15 protein-coding genes are annotated in these 20427 nt (G+C 70.4%); 11 read left to right on the forward strand and 4 right to left on the reverse strand.

Annotation, left to right across the window (positions count from 1 at the left end):
• The first annotated feature begins 16 nt into the window (after positions 1–16).
• Positions 17–886 (forward strand): ABC transporter substrate-binding protein, encoded by an 870-nt coding sequence (locus D7W81_RS17330; RefSeq protein ID WP_120556502.1) that lies wholly within the window; start codon positions 17–19, stop codon positions 884–886.
• Positions 887–928: 42 nt separating this feature from the next.
• On the forward strand, positions 929–2851 hold the full coding sequence (locus D7W81_RS17335; protein ID WP_120556503.1) for a BamA/TamA family outer membrane protein: 1923 nt from the start codon (positions 929–931) through the stop codon (positions 2849–2851).
• On the opposite strand, the gene D7W81_RS17340 is transcribed toward D7W81_RS17335, so the two are convergent.
• A complete protein-coding gene (locus D7W81_RS17340; RefSeq protein ID WP_208721343.1) occupies positions 2852–3631 on the reverse strand; it encodes a UPF0489 family protein in 780 nt (259 codons plus the stop codon).
• Between the two features lie 89 nt (positions 3632–3720).
• Between D7W81_RS17340 and D7W81_RS17345 the strand changes: the two genes are divergently transcribed.
• On the forward strand, positions 3721–5901 hold the full coding sequence (locus D7W81_RS17345) for a S9 family peptidase (RefSeq protein WP_120556504.1): 2181 nt from the start codon (positions 3721–3723) through the stop codon (positions 5899–5901).
• 147 nt (positions 5902–6048) lie between these two features.
• The gene (locus tag D7W81_RS17350; protein ID WP_120556505.1) at positions 6049–8271 is read left to right on the forward strand and encodes a S9 family peptidase; all 2223 of its coding nucleotides are present in this window, start codon (positions 6049–6051) and stop codon (positions 8269–8271) included.
• A gap of 103 nt (positions 8272–8374) precedes the next feature.
• Here the strand turns inward: D7W81_RS17350 and D7W81_RS17355 are convergent, their stop codons facing one another.
• The 3 genes from D7W81_RS17355 to D7W81_RS17365 all read right to left on the reverse strand — a co-directional run bounded on the left by D7W81_RS17355 (position 8375) and on the right by D7W81_RS17365 (position 12835).
• On the reverse strand, positions 8375–8578 hold the full coding sequence (locus D7W81_RS17355) for a cold-shock protein (protein ID WP_014397260.1): 204 nt from the start codon (positions 8576–8578) through the stop codon (positions 8375–8377).
• 164 nt (positions 8579–8742) lie between these two features.
• On the reverse strand, positions 8743–9963 hold the full coding sequence (odhB, locus tag D7W81_RS17360) for a 2-oxoglutarate dehydrogenase complex dihydrolipoyllysine-residue succinyltransferase (protein ID WP_120556506.1): 1221 nt from the start codon (positions 9961–9963) through the stop codon (positions 8743–8745).
• Positions 9953–12835: a 2-oxoglutarate dehydrogenase E1 component gene (locus D7W81_RS17365; protein WP_120556507.1), complete on the reverse strand. Its 2883-nt coding sequence runs from the start codon at positions 12833–12835 to the stop codon at positions 9953–9955. The genes odhB and D7W81_RS17365 overlap by 11 nt, the downstream gene beginning before the upstream one ends.
• 310 nt (positions 12836–13145) lie before the next feature.
• Between D7W81_RS17365 and fabI the strand changes: the two genes are divergently transcribed.
• From fabI to D7W81_RS17400, 7 genes are all read left to right on the forward strand, one after another.
• Entirely contained in the window at positions 13146–13979 is an 834-nt protein-coding gene (fabI, locus tag D7W81_RS17370) for an enoyl-ACP reductase FabI (RefSeq protein WP_120556508.1), read from the forward strand.
• A 161-nt stretch (positions 13980–14140) separates the two neighbouring features.
• Complete coding sequence (locus tag D7W81_RS17375) at positions 14141–14518, forward strand: response regulator (RefSeq protein ID WP_120556509.1); 378 nt, start codon at positions 14141–14143, stop codon at positions 14516–14518.
• A gap of 4 nt (positions 14519–14522) precedes the next feature.
• Positions 14523–15389: a response regulator gene (locus D7W81_RS17380; protein WP_120556510.1), complete on the forward strand. Its 867-nt coding sequence runs from the start codon at positions 14523–14525 to the stop codon at positions 15387–15389.
• Positions 15386–16618 carry a CheR family methyltransferase gene (locus D7W81_RS17385; RefSeq protein ID WP_120556511.1) on the forward strand — a complete coding sequence of 411 codons (1233 nt, stop codon included), beginning with the start codon at positions 15386–15388 and terminating at the stop codon, positions 16616–16618. The genes D7W81_RS17380 and D7W81_RS17385 overlap by 4 nt, the downstream gene beginning before the upstream one ends.
• Positions 16615–17160: a chemotaxis protein CheW gene (locus tag D7W81_RS17390; protein WP_120556512.1), complete on the forward strand. Its 546-nt coding sequence runs from the start codon at positions 16615–16617 to the stop codon at positions 17158–17160. Before D7W81_RS17385 ends, D7W81_RS17390 begins: the two co-directional genes overlap by 4 nt.
• The gene (locus D7W81_RS17395) at positions 17150–19342 is read left to right on the forward strand and encodes a hybrid sensor histidine kinase/response regulator (protein ID WP_120556513.1); all 2193 of its coding nucleotides are present in this window, start codon (positions 17150–17152) and stop codon (positions 19340–19342) included. Before D7W81_RS17390 ends, D7W81_RS17395 begins: the two co-directional genes overlap by 11 nt.
• Positions 19339–20406 carry a chemotaxis protein CheB gene (locus D7W81_RS17400; protein WP_120556514.1) on the forward strand — a complete coding sequence of 356 codons (1068 nt, stop codon included), beginning with the start codon at positions 19339–19341 and terminating at the stop codon, positions 20404–20406. The genes D7W81_RS17395 and D7W81_RS17400 overlap by 4 nt, the downstream gene beginning before the upstream one ends.
• Positions 20407–20427 lie beyond the last annotated feature (21 nt).

Here is a 20427-nt window from a genome sequence, read left to right on the forward strand (position 1 = left end):
GGTTAGGGTTTCCCGCATGAATGTCCAGCTGTCCGCGCTGTTGTCGTCGGCGCCGCGTTACCCGCGGCGGGTGGTGTGCCTGACGGAGGAGACGACGGAGGTGCTCTACCGCATTGGCGCGGGGGACCTGGTCGTCGGCGTGTCGGGGTTCACGGTGCGGCCGCCGGAGGCGCGCAAGAAGCCCCGGGTGAGCTCGTTCCTGGACGCGAACTTCGAGCGCATCCTGGAGCTCAAGCCGGACCTGGTGCTGGGCTTCAGCGACCTGCAGGCGGACATCGGCCGGGAGCTGTGCAAGCGCGGGGTGCCCGTGTACCTGTTCAACCAGCGCTCGCTCGCGGAGATATTGCAGGCGGTGCGGCTGACCGGGGCGCTGGTGGGGCGGGCCGAAGCCGCGGAGGCGCTGGCGGTGGAGCTGGAGAAGAACCTGGAGCGCCACTCGGACGCGGCGCAGTCCCTGCCCAGGCGGCCGCGCATCTTCTTCGAGGAGTGGCACGAGCCGCTCATCTCCGGCATCCGCTGGTGTTCGGAGCTGGTGGAGGTGGTGGGTGGGGTGGACGTGTGCCAGGAGTCGCGCGCGTCGCAGGGCGCGAAGGGCCGCATCTTCGACCCGGCGGAGGTGGCCCGGCGTGACCCGGAGGGCGTCATCGCCAGCTGGTGCGGGCGCAAGGCGAAGCGCGAGAAGATTGCCTCCCGGCCGGGCTGGGAGGGCGTGCGCGCCGTGGTGGATGATCAGCTCTACGAAGTGAGGAGTTCATACATCCTCCAGCCGGGGCCGGCGGCGCTGTCGGATGGAGTGGAGCAGCTGGCCCGCATCGTGGCGGCCGTGGCGAAGGGGGAGAAGCTGCCCATGGCCCGGCCAGGGGACCTGCGCACCGCGCTGGCGTGAGTGGAGGCTGGCGGCAGGCCGGGCGCATGACAGGATGCGCGCGTGCCGCTCCCACTGCCCGTCCTGCTGGTCACCGTGCTCGTCGCGACGGGCGGACAGGCCGCGCCTGAGGGTTCGGGCAAGCCCCAGGACGTCGCGCCGCAAGACGCGCCCGTGCGCTCGCCGGACGTGGAGCCCTCGGGCGTGTCGAACACGGAGGTCGCGGCGCCGCCTCGCGCGGAGCAGGTCCCGGTGGGGCCGGAGGGCACGCAGGTTCCCGCGCTCTCCAAGGACGCAGCTAGCACGAAGAACTACGAGGAAGCGCTCATCGCCTGGGGCCTGGGCGAGGTCGAGCGCCAGGTGGAGCCCGCGCCCCAAGGTCAGGTGCTGGAGGAGGTGCTCGTCGCCGCGGAGGAGGTGGTCGCGCCGATGGATCCGTATCCATCGCTGCTCAACATCTTCCACGTCCGCACCCGCGATGAAATCGTCCGCCAGGAGGTGCTGATTGCTCCGGGGCAGCCGTACTCGGAGGCGCTCGTCGCGGAGTCGGTGCGCAACCTGCGCAAGCTGGGGCTGTTCTCCGTCGTGCGCGCGGTGCCGGTGAAGGGCAGTGCACCGGGCAGGGTGGCGCTGCTGCTGGTGACGAAGGACCTGTGGTCGCTGCGGCTCAACAACGAGTTCTCCGCCGTGGGCTCGCTGCTGCTCTACCTGCGCTTGCAGGGCACGGAGCAGAACTTCCTGGGGCGCGGCAAGAAGGTGGCGCTGGACTTCATCATGCGCCTGGACACGTTCAGCCTCGGCCAGAGCTACACGGACCGGCGCGTGCTGGGCAGCCGGTGGTCGCTGACGGAGTCCGCCGCGGTGCTCATCAACCGCGACACGGGCCGCGCGGAGGGCTCGCGCGGAAGCCTCGTCGTCAGCCGGCCGCTGTACTCCCTGTCCACGCCGTGGAGCCTGAGCACGTCGGTGGCGTGGAACATGGAGACCGCGCGGCAGTTCCGGGGCGCGGACATCTGGCAGCTCCCGTTCCCGGACGGCGACCCCGTGCCGTACATCTACAACGCGCGCGAGGTGGCCGCGGGCGCCACGTACACGCGCTCCTACGGCCAGCGCTACAAGTGGAACGTGGGCATGGGCGCGGGGGCCTACCACTACGCCTACGCCGCGCCGGTGGCCTCGCAGCTCACCGATGCGCAGACGGACTGGTTCCGCCGCAACTACCTGCCGCGCGCGGAGGACGCGGGGTACGCGAACTTCTCCCTCAGTGCCTTCGAGGCCCGCTACGACGTCCTGCGCAACGTGGATTCCTACACGCTGTCGGAGGACTTCCAGCTGGGGCACTCGGTGCTGGCCACGCTGCGCTACGCGCCGCCGGTGTTCCCGTCCGCCGCGCACTTCGCGGAAGGGGGCCTGTCCCTGCGCTACCGCGTGCACTGGGGCGACGCGCTCACCACCGCGTCCGCGGCCGCGTCCATCCGTCAGCAGTTCAGCGCTCAGCAGCCGGGAGTGAAGGAGGGCTGGACGAACCGCCGCTGGGCCGCGGAGCTGGTGCAGGTGTCGCCGCGCGTGCTCGGGGGGCGCTTCGTGGCGCGCGGCCTGCTGGACGTGAACATCGACGACCTGTCCGAGCGCGTGAGCCTGCTGGGCGGCAGCAACGGCCTGAGAGGCTCGGCGGTGGATGCGTACTCCGGCAGGCGGCTGTTGCTGGTGAACCTGGAGTACCGCACCGCGCCGCTCGTCGTTCGCACGGTGCACCTGGGCGGCGTGTTCTTCCTCGACTCCGGCAGCGCGTTCAACAAGCGGCCGGAGATGGTGACCACGGTGGGCGTGGGCCTGCGGCTCCTGTTCCCCCAGTTCAACGTGTTCCCGTTCCGCATCGACTTCGGCTACGTGCTCAACGGCGACCGTCCGCCCGTGGGCAGCCGCCTGTCGCTCAGCAGCGGGCAGGTGACGGACTACCGGCCCAACTTCCTCGACTCACCCTGATCAGGGCGGCTCGACGCGCAGCAGCTCCCGGAAGAGGACCTCCGCCACGTCGCGGAACAGCTCCCCGGACGCAAGCAGCCCACCGCAGTGGTGCGGTTCACGCGCGAGCGTCAGCGCCACCGCCTTGCCCAGCACCGCGTCCCAGAAGGGCTCCGAGTCGGGCGGCAGGAGGAACTCCCGGATGACGGACTTCGGCCATGGCAGCACGGTGGTGGGGTCCGCGTCGCTCAAGCTGGTGAAGCAGTCCAGGTCCACGTCCAGCAGCACGGCGGACGCGGCCTCCAGCACGTCGCGCACCGCGTCCGTGGGTCCGGGGCGCAGGTACGCCTCCGCCGCGCGGTCCACGGTCGTCACCGAAACAATCCGGTGCGAACGGCCGCGCGTGTCCACGTAGGTGTCTCCAGCGAAGGAGCCCCGGGGCCGGGTGCGCGCGATGATCAGCGCGTCGCCCACCAGGTTCGCCTCCATGGCCGCGACGATGTGGTCGTAGTTGCGCACGTCCAGCTGCCACCGTGCGTGCTCGTCCAGCGCGCGCAGGCCCGCGGAGCGGTCCGGCATGTCCGCGGGCCGCTGGGGCACGACGATGTCCAGGTGCCGGTCCAGCGTGACGAGCAGGGCAGGGGGCCCCGCGTCGCCCAGGGCACAGGCCCACGCGGGCAGCGCGAGCCGGTGTGGGTCGAACACGTAGGCATCCGTCGGGCCCCGGCCGCCCCCCAGACCCAGGCGCACCACGCCCGCGAGGCGCAGGTGGTGCAGGGCGTCATCATTTTTCGAAATCATGCGGGAGGAAATCCCCTCCAGGCTCCGGCGTTCGAGACATGTCCCATCTTGCCGCGAAAGGAGCCCCGCCCCGCGGGGTTCAATCACGCATGCGTCCATTCGTCACCGTCGCGCTGCTCCTCCTGGGAATGCCCGTCCTGGCCCAGGAGCCCTCGTCCTTCCTTCGCCAGTACGCCGAGACAGGGCGGTTCATGAACGGACGTCCCGTGAGCGCGCGCATCACCCCGGACGAGAAGTCCGTCCTCTTCCTGCGCGCGTCCCCCACGTCCAACGTGCGGATGCTCTACGCGTTCGACGTGGCCACGGGCCAGACACGTGAGCTGCTCACGCCCGAGGCCCTGCTCAAGGGCGCGGAGGAGACGCTGTCCCCCGAGGAGAAGGCCCGCCGCGAGCGCATGCGCGTGAGTGCCCGGGGCTTCACCTCCTACAGCCTCTCCGAGGACGGCAAGCGCCTCCTGGTGCCCCTCTCCGGCCGCCTCTACATCGTGGACCACGCGACGGGGAAGTCCACGGAGGTGAAGACGGGCCCCGGTACCATCGACCCGCGCCTGTCCCCGGACGGCAAGCAGGTCGCATACGTCCGTGAGCACGACGTGTACCGGGTGGACCTGGCCACCAACCAGGAGAAGCGCGTCACGCAAGGGGGCACCGCGGAGAAGACGCACGGCCTGGCGGAGTTCGTCGCGCAGGAGGAGATGAGCCGCTTCTCCGGCTACTGGTGGAGCCCGGACGCGAAGTCCATCGCGTACACGGAGTCCGACACGGCCGACGTGGAGAAGCTCACCGTCGTGGACGTGATGCACCCGGAGCAGCCCGGTGCCTCCTTCCCCTATCCGCGCGCGGGCAAGGCGAACGCGAAGGTGCGCCTGGGCGTCACGCCCGTGACGGGTGGCAAGACGGTGTGGGCGCAGTGGGACGCGCGGAAGTACCCGTACCTGGCCACCGTGAAGTGGGACAAGGGCGGGCCGTTGACGCTCGTGGTGCAGAACCGGCTCCAGACGGAGGAGCAGGTGCTGGCGGTGGACCCCGCCACGGGCAAGACGCGCGTGCTCCACACGGAGAAGGACGCGGCGTTGGTCAACCTGCACCAGGACTTCCCGCTGTGGCTGGAGGATGGCTCCGGCTTCCTCTGGTTCACCGAGCGCAACGGCGCCTCGGAAGTGGAGCTGCGCAAGGCCAACGGTGAGCTGGACCGCTCCGTGGTGAGGCCGGGCGCGGGCTTCCGGGCCCTCTCGCGCTACGTGCACGCGGACCAGACGCTGTTCTTCATCGGCGACCCGAACCCCACGGAGAGCCACCTGTGGCGCGTGAAGGCCGGTGGCGCCCCGGAGAAGGTGGCCACCGGCACCAGCGGCCCGGCCGTGGAGGGCGGGCTCGTCTCCAAGAGCGGCGGCCTCGTCGTCCTCAACACGCAAAGCCCCAAGGCCATGCTGCGCACCCTGGTGCTCAAGGGCGACGGCACGAAGCTGGGCGAGCTGCCGGAGGTGGCGCAGGAGCCGTCCTTCACGCCGAACTTCGAGGTGCGCCAGGTGGGCCCGAGGAAGTTCTGGACCTCGCTGGTGAAGCCGCGCGACTTCAAGCCCGGCAAGAAGCTGCCCGTCATCGTGGACATCTACGGCGGCCCCATCGTCACGGTGGTGCACCAGTCCATGGCCGCGCACCTGCTCGACCAGTGGATGGCGGATCAGGGCTTCCTGGTGGTGAAGGTGGATGGACGTGGCACGCCGCTGCGCACCTCGGAGTGGAACCGCGTGGTGAAGCACGACCTGGCCACCATTCCCCTGGATGATCAGATCGAAGCAGTGCAGGCCCTGGCGAAGGAGGTGCCGGAGATGGACCTGGGCCGCGTGGGCATCACCGGCTGGAGCTTCGGCGGCTACATGTCCGCCCTGGCCGTGATGAAGCGCCCGGACTTCTTCAAGGCCGGCGTCGCGGGTGCGCCGGTGACGGACTGGCGCGACTACGACACCCACGCGACCGAACGTTACCTGGGCCTGCCGGAAGAGAGCCCCCAGGCCTACGAGGTCAGCAGCCTGCTGACGTACGCGAAGAAGGAGGGGCCCATCGGGGCGCTGCTGGTGATTCACGGCACCGCGGACGACAACGTCTACTTCTTCCACGCGCTGAAGCTGTCGGATGCGCTCTTCCGCGCGGGCAAACCGCACCAGCTGCTGCCCCTGGCCGGCCTCACGCACATGGTGCCGGACCCGCTCGTCATGGAGCGTCAGTACGAGCGCGTCATCACCCACTTCCAGCAGAACCTGAAGTAGCGGGAGGCCCCGCCGGGCACCTGTCCGCTTCCGGTGGGAATCCTCTCCTGGGCTGGACGTTGAGGGGGCCGCGCGGCGGCCGGAGTGTAGGCTTGCCCGCACCTTCCCGCGAAAGGAGCCCCGCCCCGCGCGGGGATTCAGCTACGCATGCGTCAGGCACTTACCGCAGCACTGCTCCTCATGAGCAGCGCCCCCTCCATCGCCCAGGAGCGCAAACCCTCCGCCATGGCCCCTTCGCAAAAGCAGCCGGACACCTTCCTGCGCCAGTACGCCGAGACGCGCCGCTTCCAGAGCGGCCGTCCGGTGGGCACGCGCATCACCCCGGACGAGAAGTCCGTCCTCTTCCTGCGCACGTCCCCCACGTCCAACGTGCAGATGCTCTACGCGTTCGACGTGGCCGGTGGCCAGGCGCGTGAGCTGCTCACGCCGGAGGCCCTGCTCAAGGGCGCGGAGGAGACGCTGTCCCCCGAGGAGAAGGCCCGCCGCGAGCGCATGCGCGTGAGCGCCCGGGGCTTCACCTCCTACAGCCTCTCCGAGGACGGCACCCAGCTGCTGGTGCCCCTCTCCGGCCGCCTCTACGTGGTGGACCGCGCGACGGGGAAGTCCACGGAGGTGAAGACGGGCCCCGGTACCATCGACCCGCGCCTGTCCCCGGACGGCAAGCAGGTGGCGTACGTGCGTGAGCACGACGTGTACCGGGTGGACCTGGCCACCAACCAGGAGAAGCGCGTCACGCAGGGCGGCACGGCGCAGAAGACGCACGGCCTGGCGGAGTTCGTGGCGCAGGAGGAGATGAGCCGCTTCTCCGGCTACTGGTGGAGCCCGGACGCGAAGTCCATCGCGTACACGGAGTCCGACACGGCCGACGTGGAGAAGCTCACCATCGTGGACGTGATGCACCCGGAGAAGGGCGGGGAGATCTTCCCGTACCCCCGCCCCGGCAAGGCCAACGCCAAGGTGCGCCTGGGCGTCACGCCCGTCACCGGCGGCAAGACGGTGTGGGCGCAGTGGGACGCGCAGAAGTACCCGTACCTGGCCACCGTGAAGTGGGACAAGGGCGGGCCGTTGACGCTCGTGGTGCAGAACCGGCTCCAGACGGAGGAGCAGGTGCTGGCGGTGGATCCCGCCACGGGCAAGACGCGCGTCCTCCACACGGAGAAGGACAACGCCTGGGTGGAGCTCAACCAGGACTTCCCGCTGTGGCTGGAGGATGGCTCTGGCTTCCTCTGGTACACCGAGCGCAACGGCGGCCCGGAGGTGGAGCTGCGCAAGGCGAGCGGTGAGCTGGACCGCTCCGTGGTGAAGCCGGACGCGGGCTTCCGCAACCTCGCGCGCTTCGTCCAGACGGACAAGACGCTGTTCTTCACCGGCGACCCGAACCCCACGGAGAGCCACCTGTGGCGCGTGAAGGCTGGCGGCGCTCCGGAGAAGGTGGCCACCGGCACCAGCGGTCCGGCCGTGGAGGGCGGGCTCGTCTCCAAGAACGGCGGGCTCGTCGTCCTCAACACGCAAGGCCCCAAGGCCATGCCGCGCACCGTGGTGCTCAAGGGCGACGGCACGAAGCTGGGCGAGCTGCCGGAGGTGGCGCAGGAGCCGTCCTTCACGCCGAACTTCGAGGTGCGCCAGGTGGGCCCGAAGAAGTTCTGGACCTCGCTGGTGAAGCCCCGGAACTTCAAGCCCGGCACCAAGCTGCCCGTCATCGTGGAGGTCTACGCGGGGCCCACCGTCACCGTGGTGCACCAGTCCATGGCCGCGCACCTGCTCAGCCAGTGGTTCGCGGACCACGGCTTCCTCGTCGTGAAGGTGGACGGACGCGGCACGCCGCTGCGCACCGCGGAGTGGAACCGCGCGGTGAAGAACGACTTCGCCACCATCACCCTGGATGATCAGATTGAGGCGGTGCAGGCGCTGGCGAAGGAAGTGCCGGAGATGGACCTGAGCCGCGTGGGCATCACCGGCTGGAGCTTCGGTGGGTACATGGCCGCGCTGGCCGCGCTGAAGCGCCCGGACTTCTTCAAGGCCGCAGTGTCCGGCGCCCCGGTGGTGGACTGGCGCGACTACGACACGCACTACACCGAGCGCTACCTGGGCCTGCCCGAGGAGACGCCCCAGGCCTACGAGGTCAGCAGCCTGCTGACGTACGCGAAGAAGGACAGCCCCATTGGCGCGCTGCTGCTCATCCACGGCACCGCGGATGACAACGTGTACTTCTTCCACACGCTGAAGCTGTCGGATGCGCTGTTCCGCGCGGGCAAGCCGCACCAGCTGCTGCCCCTGTCCGGCCTCACGCACATGGTGCCGGATCCGCTCATCACCGAGCGCCAGTACGAGCGCGTCATCGCCCACTTCGAGCAGAACCTGAAGAAGTAGGGCAGCGCACAGCCCCTGGAAAGGCAGAGGCCCGGCTCCCCTTAGCGGGACCGGGCCTCTGTTGCTTCAACCAGTCCGTGAGGAATGGCTGAGACGCGTCACTTCACGCCGCGCGGACGTTCTGCGCCTGCAGGCCCTTCGGGCCCTTGGTGACTTCGAACTCCACCTTCTGGCCCTCGGCCAGGGTGCGGAACCCATCCATGTTGATGGCGGTGTGGTGGCAGAACACGTCCTCGCCGCCGCCGTCCTGGGTGATGAAGCCGAAGCCCTTCGCGTCGTTGAACCACTTCACGGTACCAGTTGCCATTGCGCTTCCTTGCGTTTGCAGGGCAGCCGTGGGGAAGGCCGCCCGTTCTGCCCGACGACCGGGGAGACAGAGCTATTTGTAGTGAAAGGGCCGACTGGAAGTCCAGCCGGCCCACCGGGAATGCCCGTCTTCCGCCCCCGCAGTGACATGTGCGGGGGAGTAAGTCAGATGTCGAGCAGCAGGCGCTCGGGGTCCTCGATGCACTCCTTCACGCGCACCAGGAACTGCACCGCTTCCCGGCCGTCCACCAGGCGGTGGTCGTACGTGAGGGCGATGTACATGATGGGCCGGATGACCACCTGGCCGTCGCGGGCCACGGGGCGCTCCACGATGTTGTGCATGCCCAGGATGCCCGTCTGCGGCGGGTTCAGGATGGGCGTGGACAGCATGGAGCCGAAGATGCCGCCGTTCGTGATGGTGAACGTGCCGCCCGTGAGGTCCGACATCGTGAGCTTGTCGTTGCGCGCACGGCCGCCGTAGTCACCGACCGTCTTCTCCAGCTCCGCGAGCGACAGCTTGTCCGCGTCACGCACCACCGGCACCACCAGACCGCGGCTGCCGCTCACGGCCACGCCGATGTCGTAGTAGTGCTTGAAGATGACGTCCTCGCCGTCGATCTCCGCGTTGATCTGCGGGAACGCCTTGAGGGCCTCCACGGACGCGCGGATGAAGAAGCTCATGAACCCGAGCTTCACCCCGTGCTTCGCCTGGAACTTGTCGTTGTACTTCTTGCGAAGCGCCATCACCTCGCCCATGTCCACCTCGTTGAAGGTGGTGAGCAGGGCGGCGTTGGACTGGGCCTGGAGCAGGCGCTCCGCGACGCGCTTGCGCAGCGGCGTCATGCGCACGCGCTCCTCGCGCGCAGCGTTGGGACGCGGACCGGACGGCGCGGCGGGAGCCGGAGGCGCGGAAGGGGCGGCGGCGGGGCGGTTGAGCTGACCCTGCACGTCCTCCTTCATGATGCGGCCGCCGGTGCCGGAGCCCTTCAGCTGGCCCACGTCCACCCGGTTCTCCTCCGCCATCTTCTTCGCGGTGGGGGTGATGCGCGCGTCGCTCTGGGCCTGACCCCCGGCGGACGTCACCGGCGCCGCGGCCTGGGCGGGCGCGGGCGTCGCGGCGGCGGCCGCGGGAGAGGCGGCGGCGCCAGCACCGGCCTCGATGGTGCCCAGCACGTCACCGACGCGGACCTTGTCGCCCTCCTTGAAGGCGATGGACGCGATGCTGCCGGCGGCGGGAGAGGGCACGTCGATGGTGACCTTGTCGGTCTCCAGCACGACGAGCGGCTCGTCCGCGGAGACAGACTCACCCTGCTTCTTGTTCCACTTGCCGACGACGGCCTCGGTGATGGATTCGCCGAGCGGGGGGACTTTCAGTTCAACGGCCATTCTGGGGTCCTCGGAGGATGGCTTCTTCGATGATGAGCTGCTGCTCGTAGTCGTGCGTCTTCGTGAAACCGGTTGCGGGGCTGGCGGCCTCGGCGCGCCCGATGTAGCCCAGCTTCACCGTCTGCTGCGCGCGTCCGGACAGGAGGTCGTGCAGGCGGGGGAACATGAAGTGCCAGCCGCCCGCGTTGCGCGGCTCCTCCTGCACCCAGTACAGCTCCTGGAGCGCCGGCAGCTTCGCCACCAGGTTCGAAAGCTCGTCCTGCGGGAACGGGTAGAGCTGCTCCACGCGCACGATGGCGATGGAGTCGTCCTTGCGCTCGTCCCGGGCCTTGGCCAGGTCGTAGTACACCTTGCCGCTGCACAGGAGCAGCCGCTTCACCTTCGCGGCGTCCGCCTTCGCGTCCGGAATCACTTCCTGGAAACCGCCCGTGGCCAGGTCGTCCATGCGGCTGGTGGCCTCCGGACGGCGCAGGAGGCTCTTGGGCGACATGATGACCAGCGGCTTGCGCACGGGGCGCAGCACCTGGCGGCGCAGCAGGTGGAAGATCTGCGCGGGCGTCGTGGGGTAGCAGACCTGGAGGTTGTCCTCGGCGCACAGGTCCAGGAAGCGCTCCAGGCGCGCGCTGGAGTGCTCCGGGCCCTGGCCTTCGTAGCCGTGCGGCAGGAGCAGCGTGATGCCGGAGAGCCGGCGCCACTTGCTCTCCGCCGCGGCGATGAACTGGTCGATGATGATCTGCGCGCCGTTGGCGAAGTCACCGAACTGGGCCTCCCACAGGGTGAGGCCGTCCGGCACGTCCAGGCTGTAGCCGTAGTCGAAGCCCAGCACGCCCATCTCCGACAGCGGGCTGTTCCAGACGTTGAACGTCGCCTTGCCGGTGGGGAACTGGCGCAGGGGCACGTACTCCTGGCCCGTCTGCGTGTCGTGCAGCACCGCGTGGCGGTGGCTGAAGGTGCCGCGCTCGCTGTCCTGGCCGGACAGGCGGATGGTGTAGCCCTCCGACAGGAGCGTCGCGTACGCCAGCGACTCGCCCTCGCTCCACTGGAGCTCCTCGCTCTCCAGCATGCCCTGGCGCTTCTTGAGGACCGTACGCTCCACATCGCGGTGGACGTTGAATCCCTCCGGCGCGGAGGCCAGCTTCTGGAGCGCGTCACGCAGCGTGGCCTTGGCCACCGCCGTGGGCACCTGGGGCGCGTTCTTCAGGAGGCCGCCCTTGTAGGTCTTCCACAGGCCCTCCAGCGCGTTGGGCTCCTTGAACTGGCTCTCCTGGCGGGCGCGGGTGAGCGCCGCGTCGAAGTCCTGGAAGCAGCGCTGCTTGATGGCGTCCGACTCCTCCGCGGAGATGCGGCCGGCTTCCGCGAGCGACTTCGCGTAGAGCGCGCGCACCGGCGGGTGCTTGCGGATGAGGTCGTACATCGCCGGCTGGGTGAAGGACGGGTCGTCACCCTCGTTGTGGCCGTAGCGGCGGTAGCAGATGAGGTCGATGACCACGTCGCTCTTGAACGTCTGGCGGTACTCCGCCGCCAGGCGCGCCGCGTGGACGCACGCCTCCGGGTCATCCCCGTTCACGTGGAACACCGGGATGTCCAGCATCTGCGCGATGGCGGTGGAGTAGATGCTGGAGCGCGAGTCCGACGGGTCGGTGGTGAAGCCCACCTGGTTGTTGATGACGATGTGGACCGTGCCGCCCGTGGTGTAGCCCTTGAGGCCGGAGAAGTTGAGCGTCTCCGACGTGATGCCCTGGCCGATGAAGGCCGCGTCGCCGTGGATGAGCAGCGGCACCACGCCGGTGCGCTCCGCGTCTCCGCCGCGGTCCTGCTTGGCGCGCACGCGGCCCTCCACCACGGGACCCACGCACTCCAGGTGGCTGGGGTTGAAGGCCAGCGACAGGTGCACGTTCTTGCCGTCGCGCGTGGTGTGGTCCGACGAGAAGCCCATGTGGTACTTCACGTCGCCGCGGCCCAGGTACGCCTTGGGATCCTTGGGGCCGTCGAACTCGCTGAAGATCTGATCCGGCTTCTTGCCCAGGATGTTGGTCAGCACGTTGAGGCGGCCGCGGTGGGCCATGCCGATGACCAGCTCCTTCAGGCCCATGCCGCTCCCCACTTCCAGCAGCGCGTCCAGCATGGGGATGAGGGCCTCGCCGCCGTCCAGGCTGAAGCGCTTGGCGCCCACGTACTTCGTGTGCAGGAAGTTCTCGAAGCCCTCCGCGTACGACAGCTTCGTGAGGATGTGACGCTGGTCCTCCACGGAGAACGGCGTGCGGTTGTCGCTGTGCTCCATGCGCTGCATGAGCCAGCGGCGGCGCTCGCTGTCGAGCATCTGCATGAACTCCACGCCGATGTGGCCGGAGTACGTGCGGCGCAGCCGGGTGACGAGGTCCGCCAGACGCACGCGCTGCTGCGGGAAGACGTTGTTGCACTCCACCGCCTGCTCCAGCTCCTTCGCGGCGAAGTGGTTCTCGTCCATCAGCGCCACGTCCGCCACGTGCCCCAGCTGCGGGCGCGGACGGTCCAGCGGATCCAGCTTCGCGCGCAGGTGGCCGCGCAGCCGGAAGGCGGTGATGGCCTGATCCACCTTCGACTGCAGCCCGATGTCCTGCGCCGGAGCGGCCGGAGCCTGGGGCGCGGCGGCGGCCGGGGCCTGCACGGCGGCGCCGTTCGTCTTGCCCTTGCCCTTGCCTTCCGGAGCGGCGGGGGCGGGGGCCTCCAGCTGCTTCGCGTTGAAGATGGGGCGGCCCGTGCCGTTGTTGCGCTCGAACACCTCTCGCCAGCTCACGTCCACGCTGCTGGGGTCATCGAGGAAGCGGGCGTAGAGCCCCTCGATGAAGTCGATGTTGGCACCAGAGAGGAAGCTGTCCTGGAAATTCGCCATGGCGGGGGTCTTTTACTGGATGGGCGCCGCGTTGGGGGGTTTTCGCCTCAGGTTTGTTGAACCGCGTCACGCCCGGCCGCCTGTCTTCGTCCAGGGGAGCAGCTGGAGTCATGCTCCACGTGAGCCCAGCTTCACCGAAGGCTGGATTCCCCCAGGCTGGAATGAGGTCAAAGGAGGCGCCAGCTCCCCTGGCATGCTGAACGGACGTACATCCGGGGGGTGACGGGACAGGAGGGGGTGGGGCCCCCACAACCGTTCAGGAGTGGTAAGCACACGCCCCCTCTTTCCTCTCCCACGAGAACGTACCGACATGCTCCTCCAGGGCAAGAAGCTGCTCATCACCGGCGTGCTCACCCCGCAGTCGTTGGCCTTTGGCGTCGCGGAGCATGCGATCGCGCAGGGCGCCGAGGTCATCCTCACCGGCTTTGGCCGGGCCAAGTCCCTCACGGAGCGCAGCGCGAAGCGGCTCAAGCCCGGCACGGAGGTGCTGGAACTGGACGTGACGAACCCGGAGCACTTTCCGGCGCTGACGGAGGCGCTGCGCCAGAAATGGGGCCGCGTGGACGGCGTGCTGCACGCCATCGCGTACGCGCCCGAGGACGCGCTGGGTGGCAACTTCCTCAACACGCCGTGGGAGAGCGCGCAGACCGCGTTCCGCATCTCCACCTTCTCCGTGAAGGAGCTGGCGGTGGCGTGCGCGCCGCTGATGCCCCCGGGCGGCTCCATCGTGGCGCTGGACTTCGACAACCGGCAGGCGTGGCCCATCTATGACTGGATGGGCGTGTGCAAGGCGGCCATGGAGGCCACCGTGCGCTACCTGGCGCGCGACCTGGGGCCCAAGGGCATCCGCGTGAACGCGCTCGCTGCGGGCCCGCTGGCCACCGTGGCGGCCAAGGGCATCCCCGGCTTCAAGGCGCTGGCCCAGTACTGGGGCAAGCAGGCGCCGCTGGGTTGGAGCGACAAGGACAGCCATGACCACGTGGCGAAGACGGCCTGTGCACTTCTGTCCGATTGGCTGTCGTCCACCACGGGAGAGATGATTCACGTGGATGGCGGCTACCACGCGGTAGGCGCACCCCCGGTAGAGACCGTGGAGACACCGCCAGCAGGGGTCCCCGCGAACCCCACGCCCAAGGACGGCTGAAGTCATCCAACCTTGTCTGAAAATCCAGACATCCACCTGCCAGGCTTCCCGGCGGTCGGGAGCCCCCCGCTTCCGCCGGTCGGAGCGCTCACGGTAGGATCACCCATGCAGCGCAGGACATCTCCGCACTCCGCGGAGCCTGTGCGAGGAGCCGTGGCACAGTGAGCACCAACGTCTTGCTCGTGGACGACAGTCCGACCGTCCGAAACATCCTCAAGATCTACCTGATGAACCTCAAGGTCAGCATCGTGGAGGCGGAGGACGCGGCGCGCGCGCTGCAGCTCTTGCGGCTGGTGCCGGTGAGCGTGGTGATCGCCGACATCAACATGCCGAACATGGACGGCATCACCTTCGTGAAGGAGGTGCGCGCCAGCGCGCAGGCGCAGGTGCAGAAGGTGCCGGTCATCCTGCTGACGGCGGAGAAGGGCGAGGACCTGCGCCAGCGCGGTTCGGCGGCGGGGGCCAACGCCTTCATCCAGAAACCGGTATCGCACGACGAGCTGACCAAGACCGTGCGCCAGTTCCTGAACGGGGGCTGACACCGTGAGCCTGCCGACCCTGCTGCTGGTCGATGACAGCGACGCCATCCTGGCGCTGGAGCGGGCCATCCTCTCCGGGCACTACACCATCCACACGGCCAGCAACGGCCGTGAAGCCTTGGACAAGGTGGGGCGGCTGCATCCGGCGGCGGTGCTGCTGGACCTGTCCATGCCGGAGATGGACGGGGATGAAGTCCTCCAGCGGATGAAGGCGGACGCGGGCACGGCGGACATCCCGGTCATCATCATCTCGTCGGAGAAGCAGCGCGCGGAGGCGTGCCTGGGCTTTGGCGCGGAGGCGTTCCTGCCCAAGCCCTTCCGCGCGGACGAGCTGCTCCTGCGCGTGGGCGAGGCGCTGGAGAACGCGCGCCGCCGCTCGCGCTCCGGGGCCATGCTGATCCTGCGGCTCAGCGTGGGCGAGCGCGAGTTCGCGGTGCCGCTGGACTCCGTGAAGGAGGTCCTGCTCCAGCCCCTGACGCGGCCCCTGCCCACCGGCCCCTCGTACCTGCGCGAATACGTGGAGCTGCGCGGCCAGGCGGTGTGCGTGCTGGACGTGGCGCTGCGGCTGGGCGTGGTGAACCGGGTGGCCATCGCGGAGCGGATGCTGGTGGTCATTGAAACGGAGGGCGTGTCGCTGGCGCTCACCGTGGACACGGTGAAGGACCCGGAGGAGTTCCAGGCGGGCGACATCGACCGGCGCGAGAAGGTGGGCGGCGCCGAGCACGGCCTGTTGCAGGAAGGGCTCGTGGGCATGCTGCGCACCGGCGGCCGCGCGCTGCCCATCCTGGATCCGAAGGTCTTCATCGCGCGGGGACTCCTGCGCGACCTGCCCGCGCTGCTCGCGCCGGTGGAGGAAGAGCGGAGCGCATGAGTGCGGGGCTCGACCCGAGGCTTCTGGCCCGTGCCCGGGAAGTGGTGGCGGACACCACCGGCTTCCGCGACGACGCCATCGCCCAGGATGCGGTGGAGCGCGTGCTGCGCGCGGAGCTGGCCCGGGGGCGCGTGCCCGCGGAGGTCCTGAGCGAACTGCAGCAGCTGGGCTCGCCCCTGGCCTACACGCTGGTGCGCGCGGTGCTGGTGGGGGAGACGTACTTCTTCCGCCAGCCGGAGCACTTCCGCTACATCACGCAGGAGGGCATCCCGTCCGCGCTGCGCCACGGCGCCACGCACCTGCGCGCGTGGAGCGCCGGGTGCGCCACCGGCGAGGAGGCCTATTCGCTGGCAGCGTGCCTGATGGCGGGAGCGCCCCCGGGGATGCCGGTGGAGGTGGTGGGCACGGACCTGCACGAGGCCAGCCTGGAGGCCGCGCGCCGGGGTACCTACGGCGCGTGGTCCCGGCGTGAGTCCGCGCCCGCGCTGCACCCCGTCTACGAGCTGCTCAACGGGCGCCAGGTGTCCATCCTCCCGGAGGTGCGCAAGGTGACGCGCTTTGCTCCGGCGAACCTGCTGGCGCCGCTTCCGGAGCGCTTCGGGCTCTTCGACTTCATCCTCTGCCGCAACGTGCTCACGTACTTCTCTCCGTCCTCGCGCGACGCGGCCATCGTCCACCTGGCGCGGTCGCTGGCGCCGGGGGGCCTGATGTTCCTGGGCACGGTGGAGGTGGACCGCACGCCGCCGGGGCTCACGCGCGAGGGGCCTCCGGAGCTGCAGGCCTTCCGCAAGCCCCGCCCGGAGGACCGCACCTTCGCGCCGGTGCCCCCGGCGCTGCCCGTGGTCGCGGCGCGCATGACGCCCGCGCCCCGGCGGCTGTCCGCGCCCGTGCCGGCCCTGCCCACGCAGCCGCCGTCCCCTCCGCCCTCGCCCGCGCGGCTGCACCTGCAGGCGCTGGAGCGGATTGAAGAGGGCAACGTGGCCGGGGCGACAGCGGTGCTGGAGTTGCTGGTGAAGCAGGCGCCGGACTACCTGCCGGGCCTGCTGGAGTTGGCGCTGTTGCGCGAGCGCGCGGGCGCCCGGGACGCGGCCTTCCCGCTGATGCGCGCCCTGCGCACGCGGGCGGGGCAACTGCCGCCGGATGCGCTGGTGGATGGACCGGAGGCGCTGCCCGCGCGCTTCTATCTGGCGTCCGCTGACGCCTACCTGAATCTGGGGGCGCTGGAATGAAGGGGACGCCGCGCGTGGTGGATGAGGCCCTGGAGGATGAGACACGGGAGTTGCTTGCGCGCCGTGCCGCGCGCCTGCGCGAGCAGGGCGAGTCGAACGTGGAGGAGGCGGTCCATTGGATCGCCGAGTTCCCGCTCGGTGAAGAGCGCTACGCCTTGCCCCTGGAGTCGCTGCGCGCCGCGCTGCCGTTGCGCATGGTGACGCCGGTGCCGCTGTCGGCGCCCGCGGTGATTGGCGTGCTGCGCTTCCAGGGCCAGGTGCTGTCCGCGCTGAGCCTGGCGTCGCTGCTGGGCGGCCACGGGTGGCGGCAGGACCCGGCCGTGCTGCTGGTGGTGGACCGGGGCGACGGCGAGCTGTGCGCGCTCGACTGTGAAGCGATTCCCCGCCCCACCACGCTGCCGCTCGCGTCCGTGGAGGCCGCGCGCGCCCGGGCGGAGGGGCCGGTGGTGGAGGTCTTCACCCAGGACCGGCAGCTCATCCACCTCATCGACCCACGGCGCCTGTTCGCCCGGTCCGACGCGGGGGTGCGCCATGCCCGTTGATCCGATGCTGCAGCCGCTGGTGGCGGGCTTCGCCGTGGAGGCGCAGGAGGTCATCCAGAAGGTCACCATGGACCTGCTGGAGCTGGAGCGCGAGGGGCTGGAGAACGACGCGCTCGCGAAGATCTACACGCGGCTGGGCCGGCACCTGCACACGCTGAAGGGCAGCGCCGCGTCGCTGGGGCTCCAGGACCTGGGCGACATCGCCCACAAGCTGGAGGACGCGCTGGCGCCGCTCAAGGCGCACACGCAGAAGATGCCGCGCCCGGTGGTGGACGTGCTGCTGCACGGGCTGGACCTGTTCATGCTGCGCGCCCAGGCGCACGCGGACGGCCGTGGCGACTACCTGCCGGACCCCGCCGCCGCGCTGGCCCAGCTGGTCGCCGCGGCGCCGCCGCCGGAGGAGTCCGCCGTGCTGCCGGGCGGAGGCTTCGCGCAGGTGCCGCCCGACGCGGTCAGCGCGCCGTCCGCCGCGGTCAGCGCTCCGGTCAGTGCTCCGTTCAACCCCTTCGCTGAAGCGCCGGCCGCGCCGGAGCCCGCGGGCGAGTCCTCCGACGCCGGGTGGCGGGTGAGCGCCAACCAGGTCACGTCGCTGATGCGCGAGGTGGAGCGCCTGCGCGAGGTGCGCCTGCGGGTGGAGGAGCGCAGCCGGGAACTGGAGCGGGTGTCCGCGCTGCTCGCGAAGCAGGGCCTGCTGGCGGAGACGGCGGAGGCGCGCACGCTCCTGTCCGGCACGGGCCGCTCCCTGCGCACCGACGGCGAGGAGACGAGCGACGTCGTGGACGCGCTGGAGGACGGCCTCAAGGCCATCACCACGCGCCCCACGCGCACCATCCTGGACCCGCTGCAGCGCATGGTGCGCGACCTGTCGCGCCAGCTGGGCAAGGAGGCGCGGCTGTCGGTGGTGGGCGCGGAGGTGTCGCTGGACCGGCGCCTGCTGGAGAAGCTCCAGGGCGCGCTCGTGCACATCCTGCGCAACGCCGTGGACCACGGCCTGGAGATGCCCGCCGAGCGCGAGAAGGCCGGCAAGCACCACGAGGGCGCGCTCACGCTGCGCGTGGAGCAGCAGGGCAACCTCCTGTACCTGGAGGCGAGCGACGACGGGCGCGGCATCGACCTCAACCAGGTGCGCAAGGCCGCGGAGAAGCGCGGGCTGGTCACCGCGGAGGAGGCGGCGCGGCTCAACGACAACCAGGTGCGCGACCTCATCTTCAGCGCGGGCTTCAGCACGCGCTCGGACGTGACGGACACCTCCGGGCGCGGCGTGGGACTGGACGCCGTGCGCGACACGGTGGAGGGCCTGCAGGGCCGCATTGAAGTGTCGAGCACGCGCGGGCAGGGCACGCGCTTCGTGCTGACGCTGCCGGTGGACCTGGGCAGCTCCCCGGTGCTGATGGTGCGCGCGCTGGAGCAGTTCGTGGGCCTGCCCATGCTGGCGGTGGAGTCCACGCAGCTGGCGCGTCCGGACATGCTGCGCGTGGGCAAGCGCCGCACGCACCTGGAATACCAGGGGCAGCTGATGCCGGTGGTGGACCTGGGCGCGCGGCTGGGCTTGCGCGCGTCGTCTCCGCCCGCGGAAGGGCAGCCGCTGCTCATCGTGCAGAGCGGCGGCAAGCGCGTGGCGCTGGGCGTGGACGCGGTGGTGGGGGACCGGGACCTGGTCATCCGCCCGCTGCCGTCGGAGGTGCGCGAGGTGGCGGCCTGGCAGGGCGCGGCGACGCTCAGCCGGGGCGAGCTGCTGCTCATCCTCCGGCCGGACTGGGTGGTGTCGGATTCGGAGAAGGGGACGGTGTCCGCGGTGAGCCGGCGGGCGCTGGTGGTGGATGACTCGCTCACCGCGCGCGCGCTGCACCGGGCGATGCTGGAGGCGGGTGGCTTCCAGGTGCACCTGGCGGCCAGCGGGGCGCGGGCCTTGGAGCGGCTGCAGGCGGACACCTACGACGTCGTCATCTGCGACCTGGACATGGAAGAGATGGACGGCATCGAACTCATCGCCCGGCTTCGAGAGCGCAAGGACACGCGCACGCTGCCTGTCATCCTGGTCTCCGCGCACGACAGTGCCGTGGCGCGCGAGCGGGGCCTGGCCTCCGGGGCGGACGGCTTCCTCAGCAAGCGCGAGTGCGCCGCGGGCCGGCTGCTCGCGGAAGTGCTGGATGTGATGAGCCGCCGCGGGAGCCGCGCTTGAGTTCGAAGAAGTCCATTCGCGTGCTCGTGGTGGATGACTCGCCCACCATGGCCAACACCCTCACCGCGCTCCTCACGGAGGAGCCGCGCATCGAGGTCGTGGGCCGGGCGGGGGACGGCAACCGCGCCGTGCAGCTGGCGCGCCTGCTGCGTCCGGACGTCATCACCATGGACCTCCTGCTGCCCGGCCTGGATGGCCCGGCGGCCATCGGGCACATCATGTCCCAGGCGCCCGCGCGCATCCTGGTGGTGAGCGCGGTGGCGGAGCAGCGGGGCGTGGACCTGGGCTTTCAAGCGATGAGCGCCGGCGCGCTGGAGCTCATCGGCAAGCCCAACGTCACCAACGCGGAGGAGCTGCGCCGCTGGGGCCGGGAGCTGGCCCACTCCGTGTGCCTGATGGCGGAGGTGCCCGTCATCTCCCGCCGTCCGCGCGCCGTGGCGCCGCCGCCCATGCCCAGCGGGGCGCGGGTGGACGTGTTCGGCCTCGTCGCCTCCACCGGTGGGCCTCCCGCGCTGGCGGAGGTGCTGTCCAAGCTGCCCCGCGACCTGCCGGTGCCCATGCTCGTCGCGCAGCACATCACCGTGGGCTTCACGCAGGGGATGGTGCGCTGGCTGTCCCAGGTGTGCGAGCTCCAGGTGGGCATGGCGCGCGACGGCGAGCGGCTGGAGCCGGGCCGCGTGTACTTCCCGCTGGATGGGCACGACCTGCTGGTGGACAGCATCGGGCTGGCCCGCCTGCAGCGCAGCCACGGCGGGCCGTGCCCCAACGGGGACGTGCTCCTGAGCTCGCTGGCCATGGCGTACGGCCGCAGGAGCGGCGGCGCCGTCCTCACCGGCATGGGCGAGGATGGCGCGCGGGGCCTGCTGGCCATCCGTCAGGCCGGGGGCGTCACCCTGGCCCAGGACGAGGCGTCCAGCGTCGTCTACGGCATGCCTCGCGCCGCCGTGGAGCTGAAGGCCACCGACGGGGGCACGCCCCTGGCGCTGGTGGCGGACCTCATCCTGCAGAGCTGTCAGCGCCCGTCGTTCCGTCCTGCTCGCGGCCCGGAGGGGGGGCCCCGGTGAGCGGTTTCCCACCAATGAACC

The sequence above is a fragment of the Corallococcus aberystwythensis genome (assembly GCF_003612165.1).
Taxonomy (GTDB): Bacteria; Myxococcota; Myxococcia; order Myxococcales; family Myxococcaceae; genus Corallococcus; species Corallococcus aberystwythensis.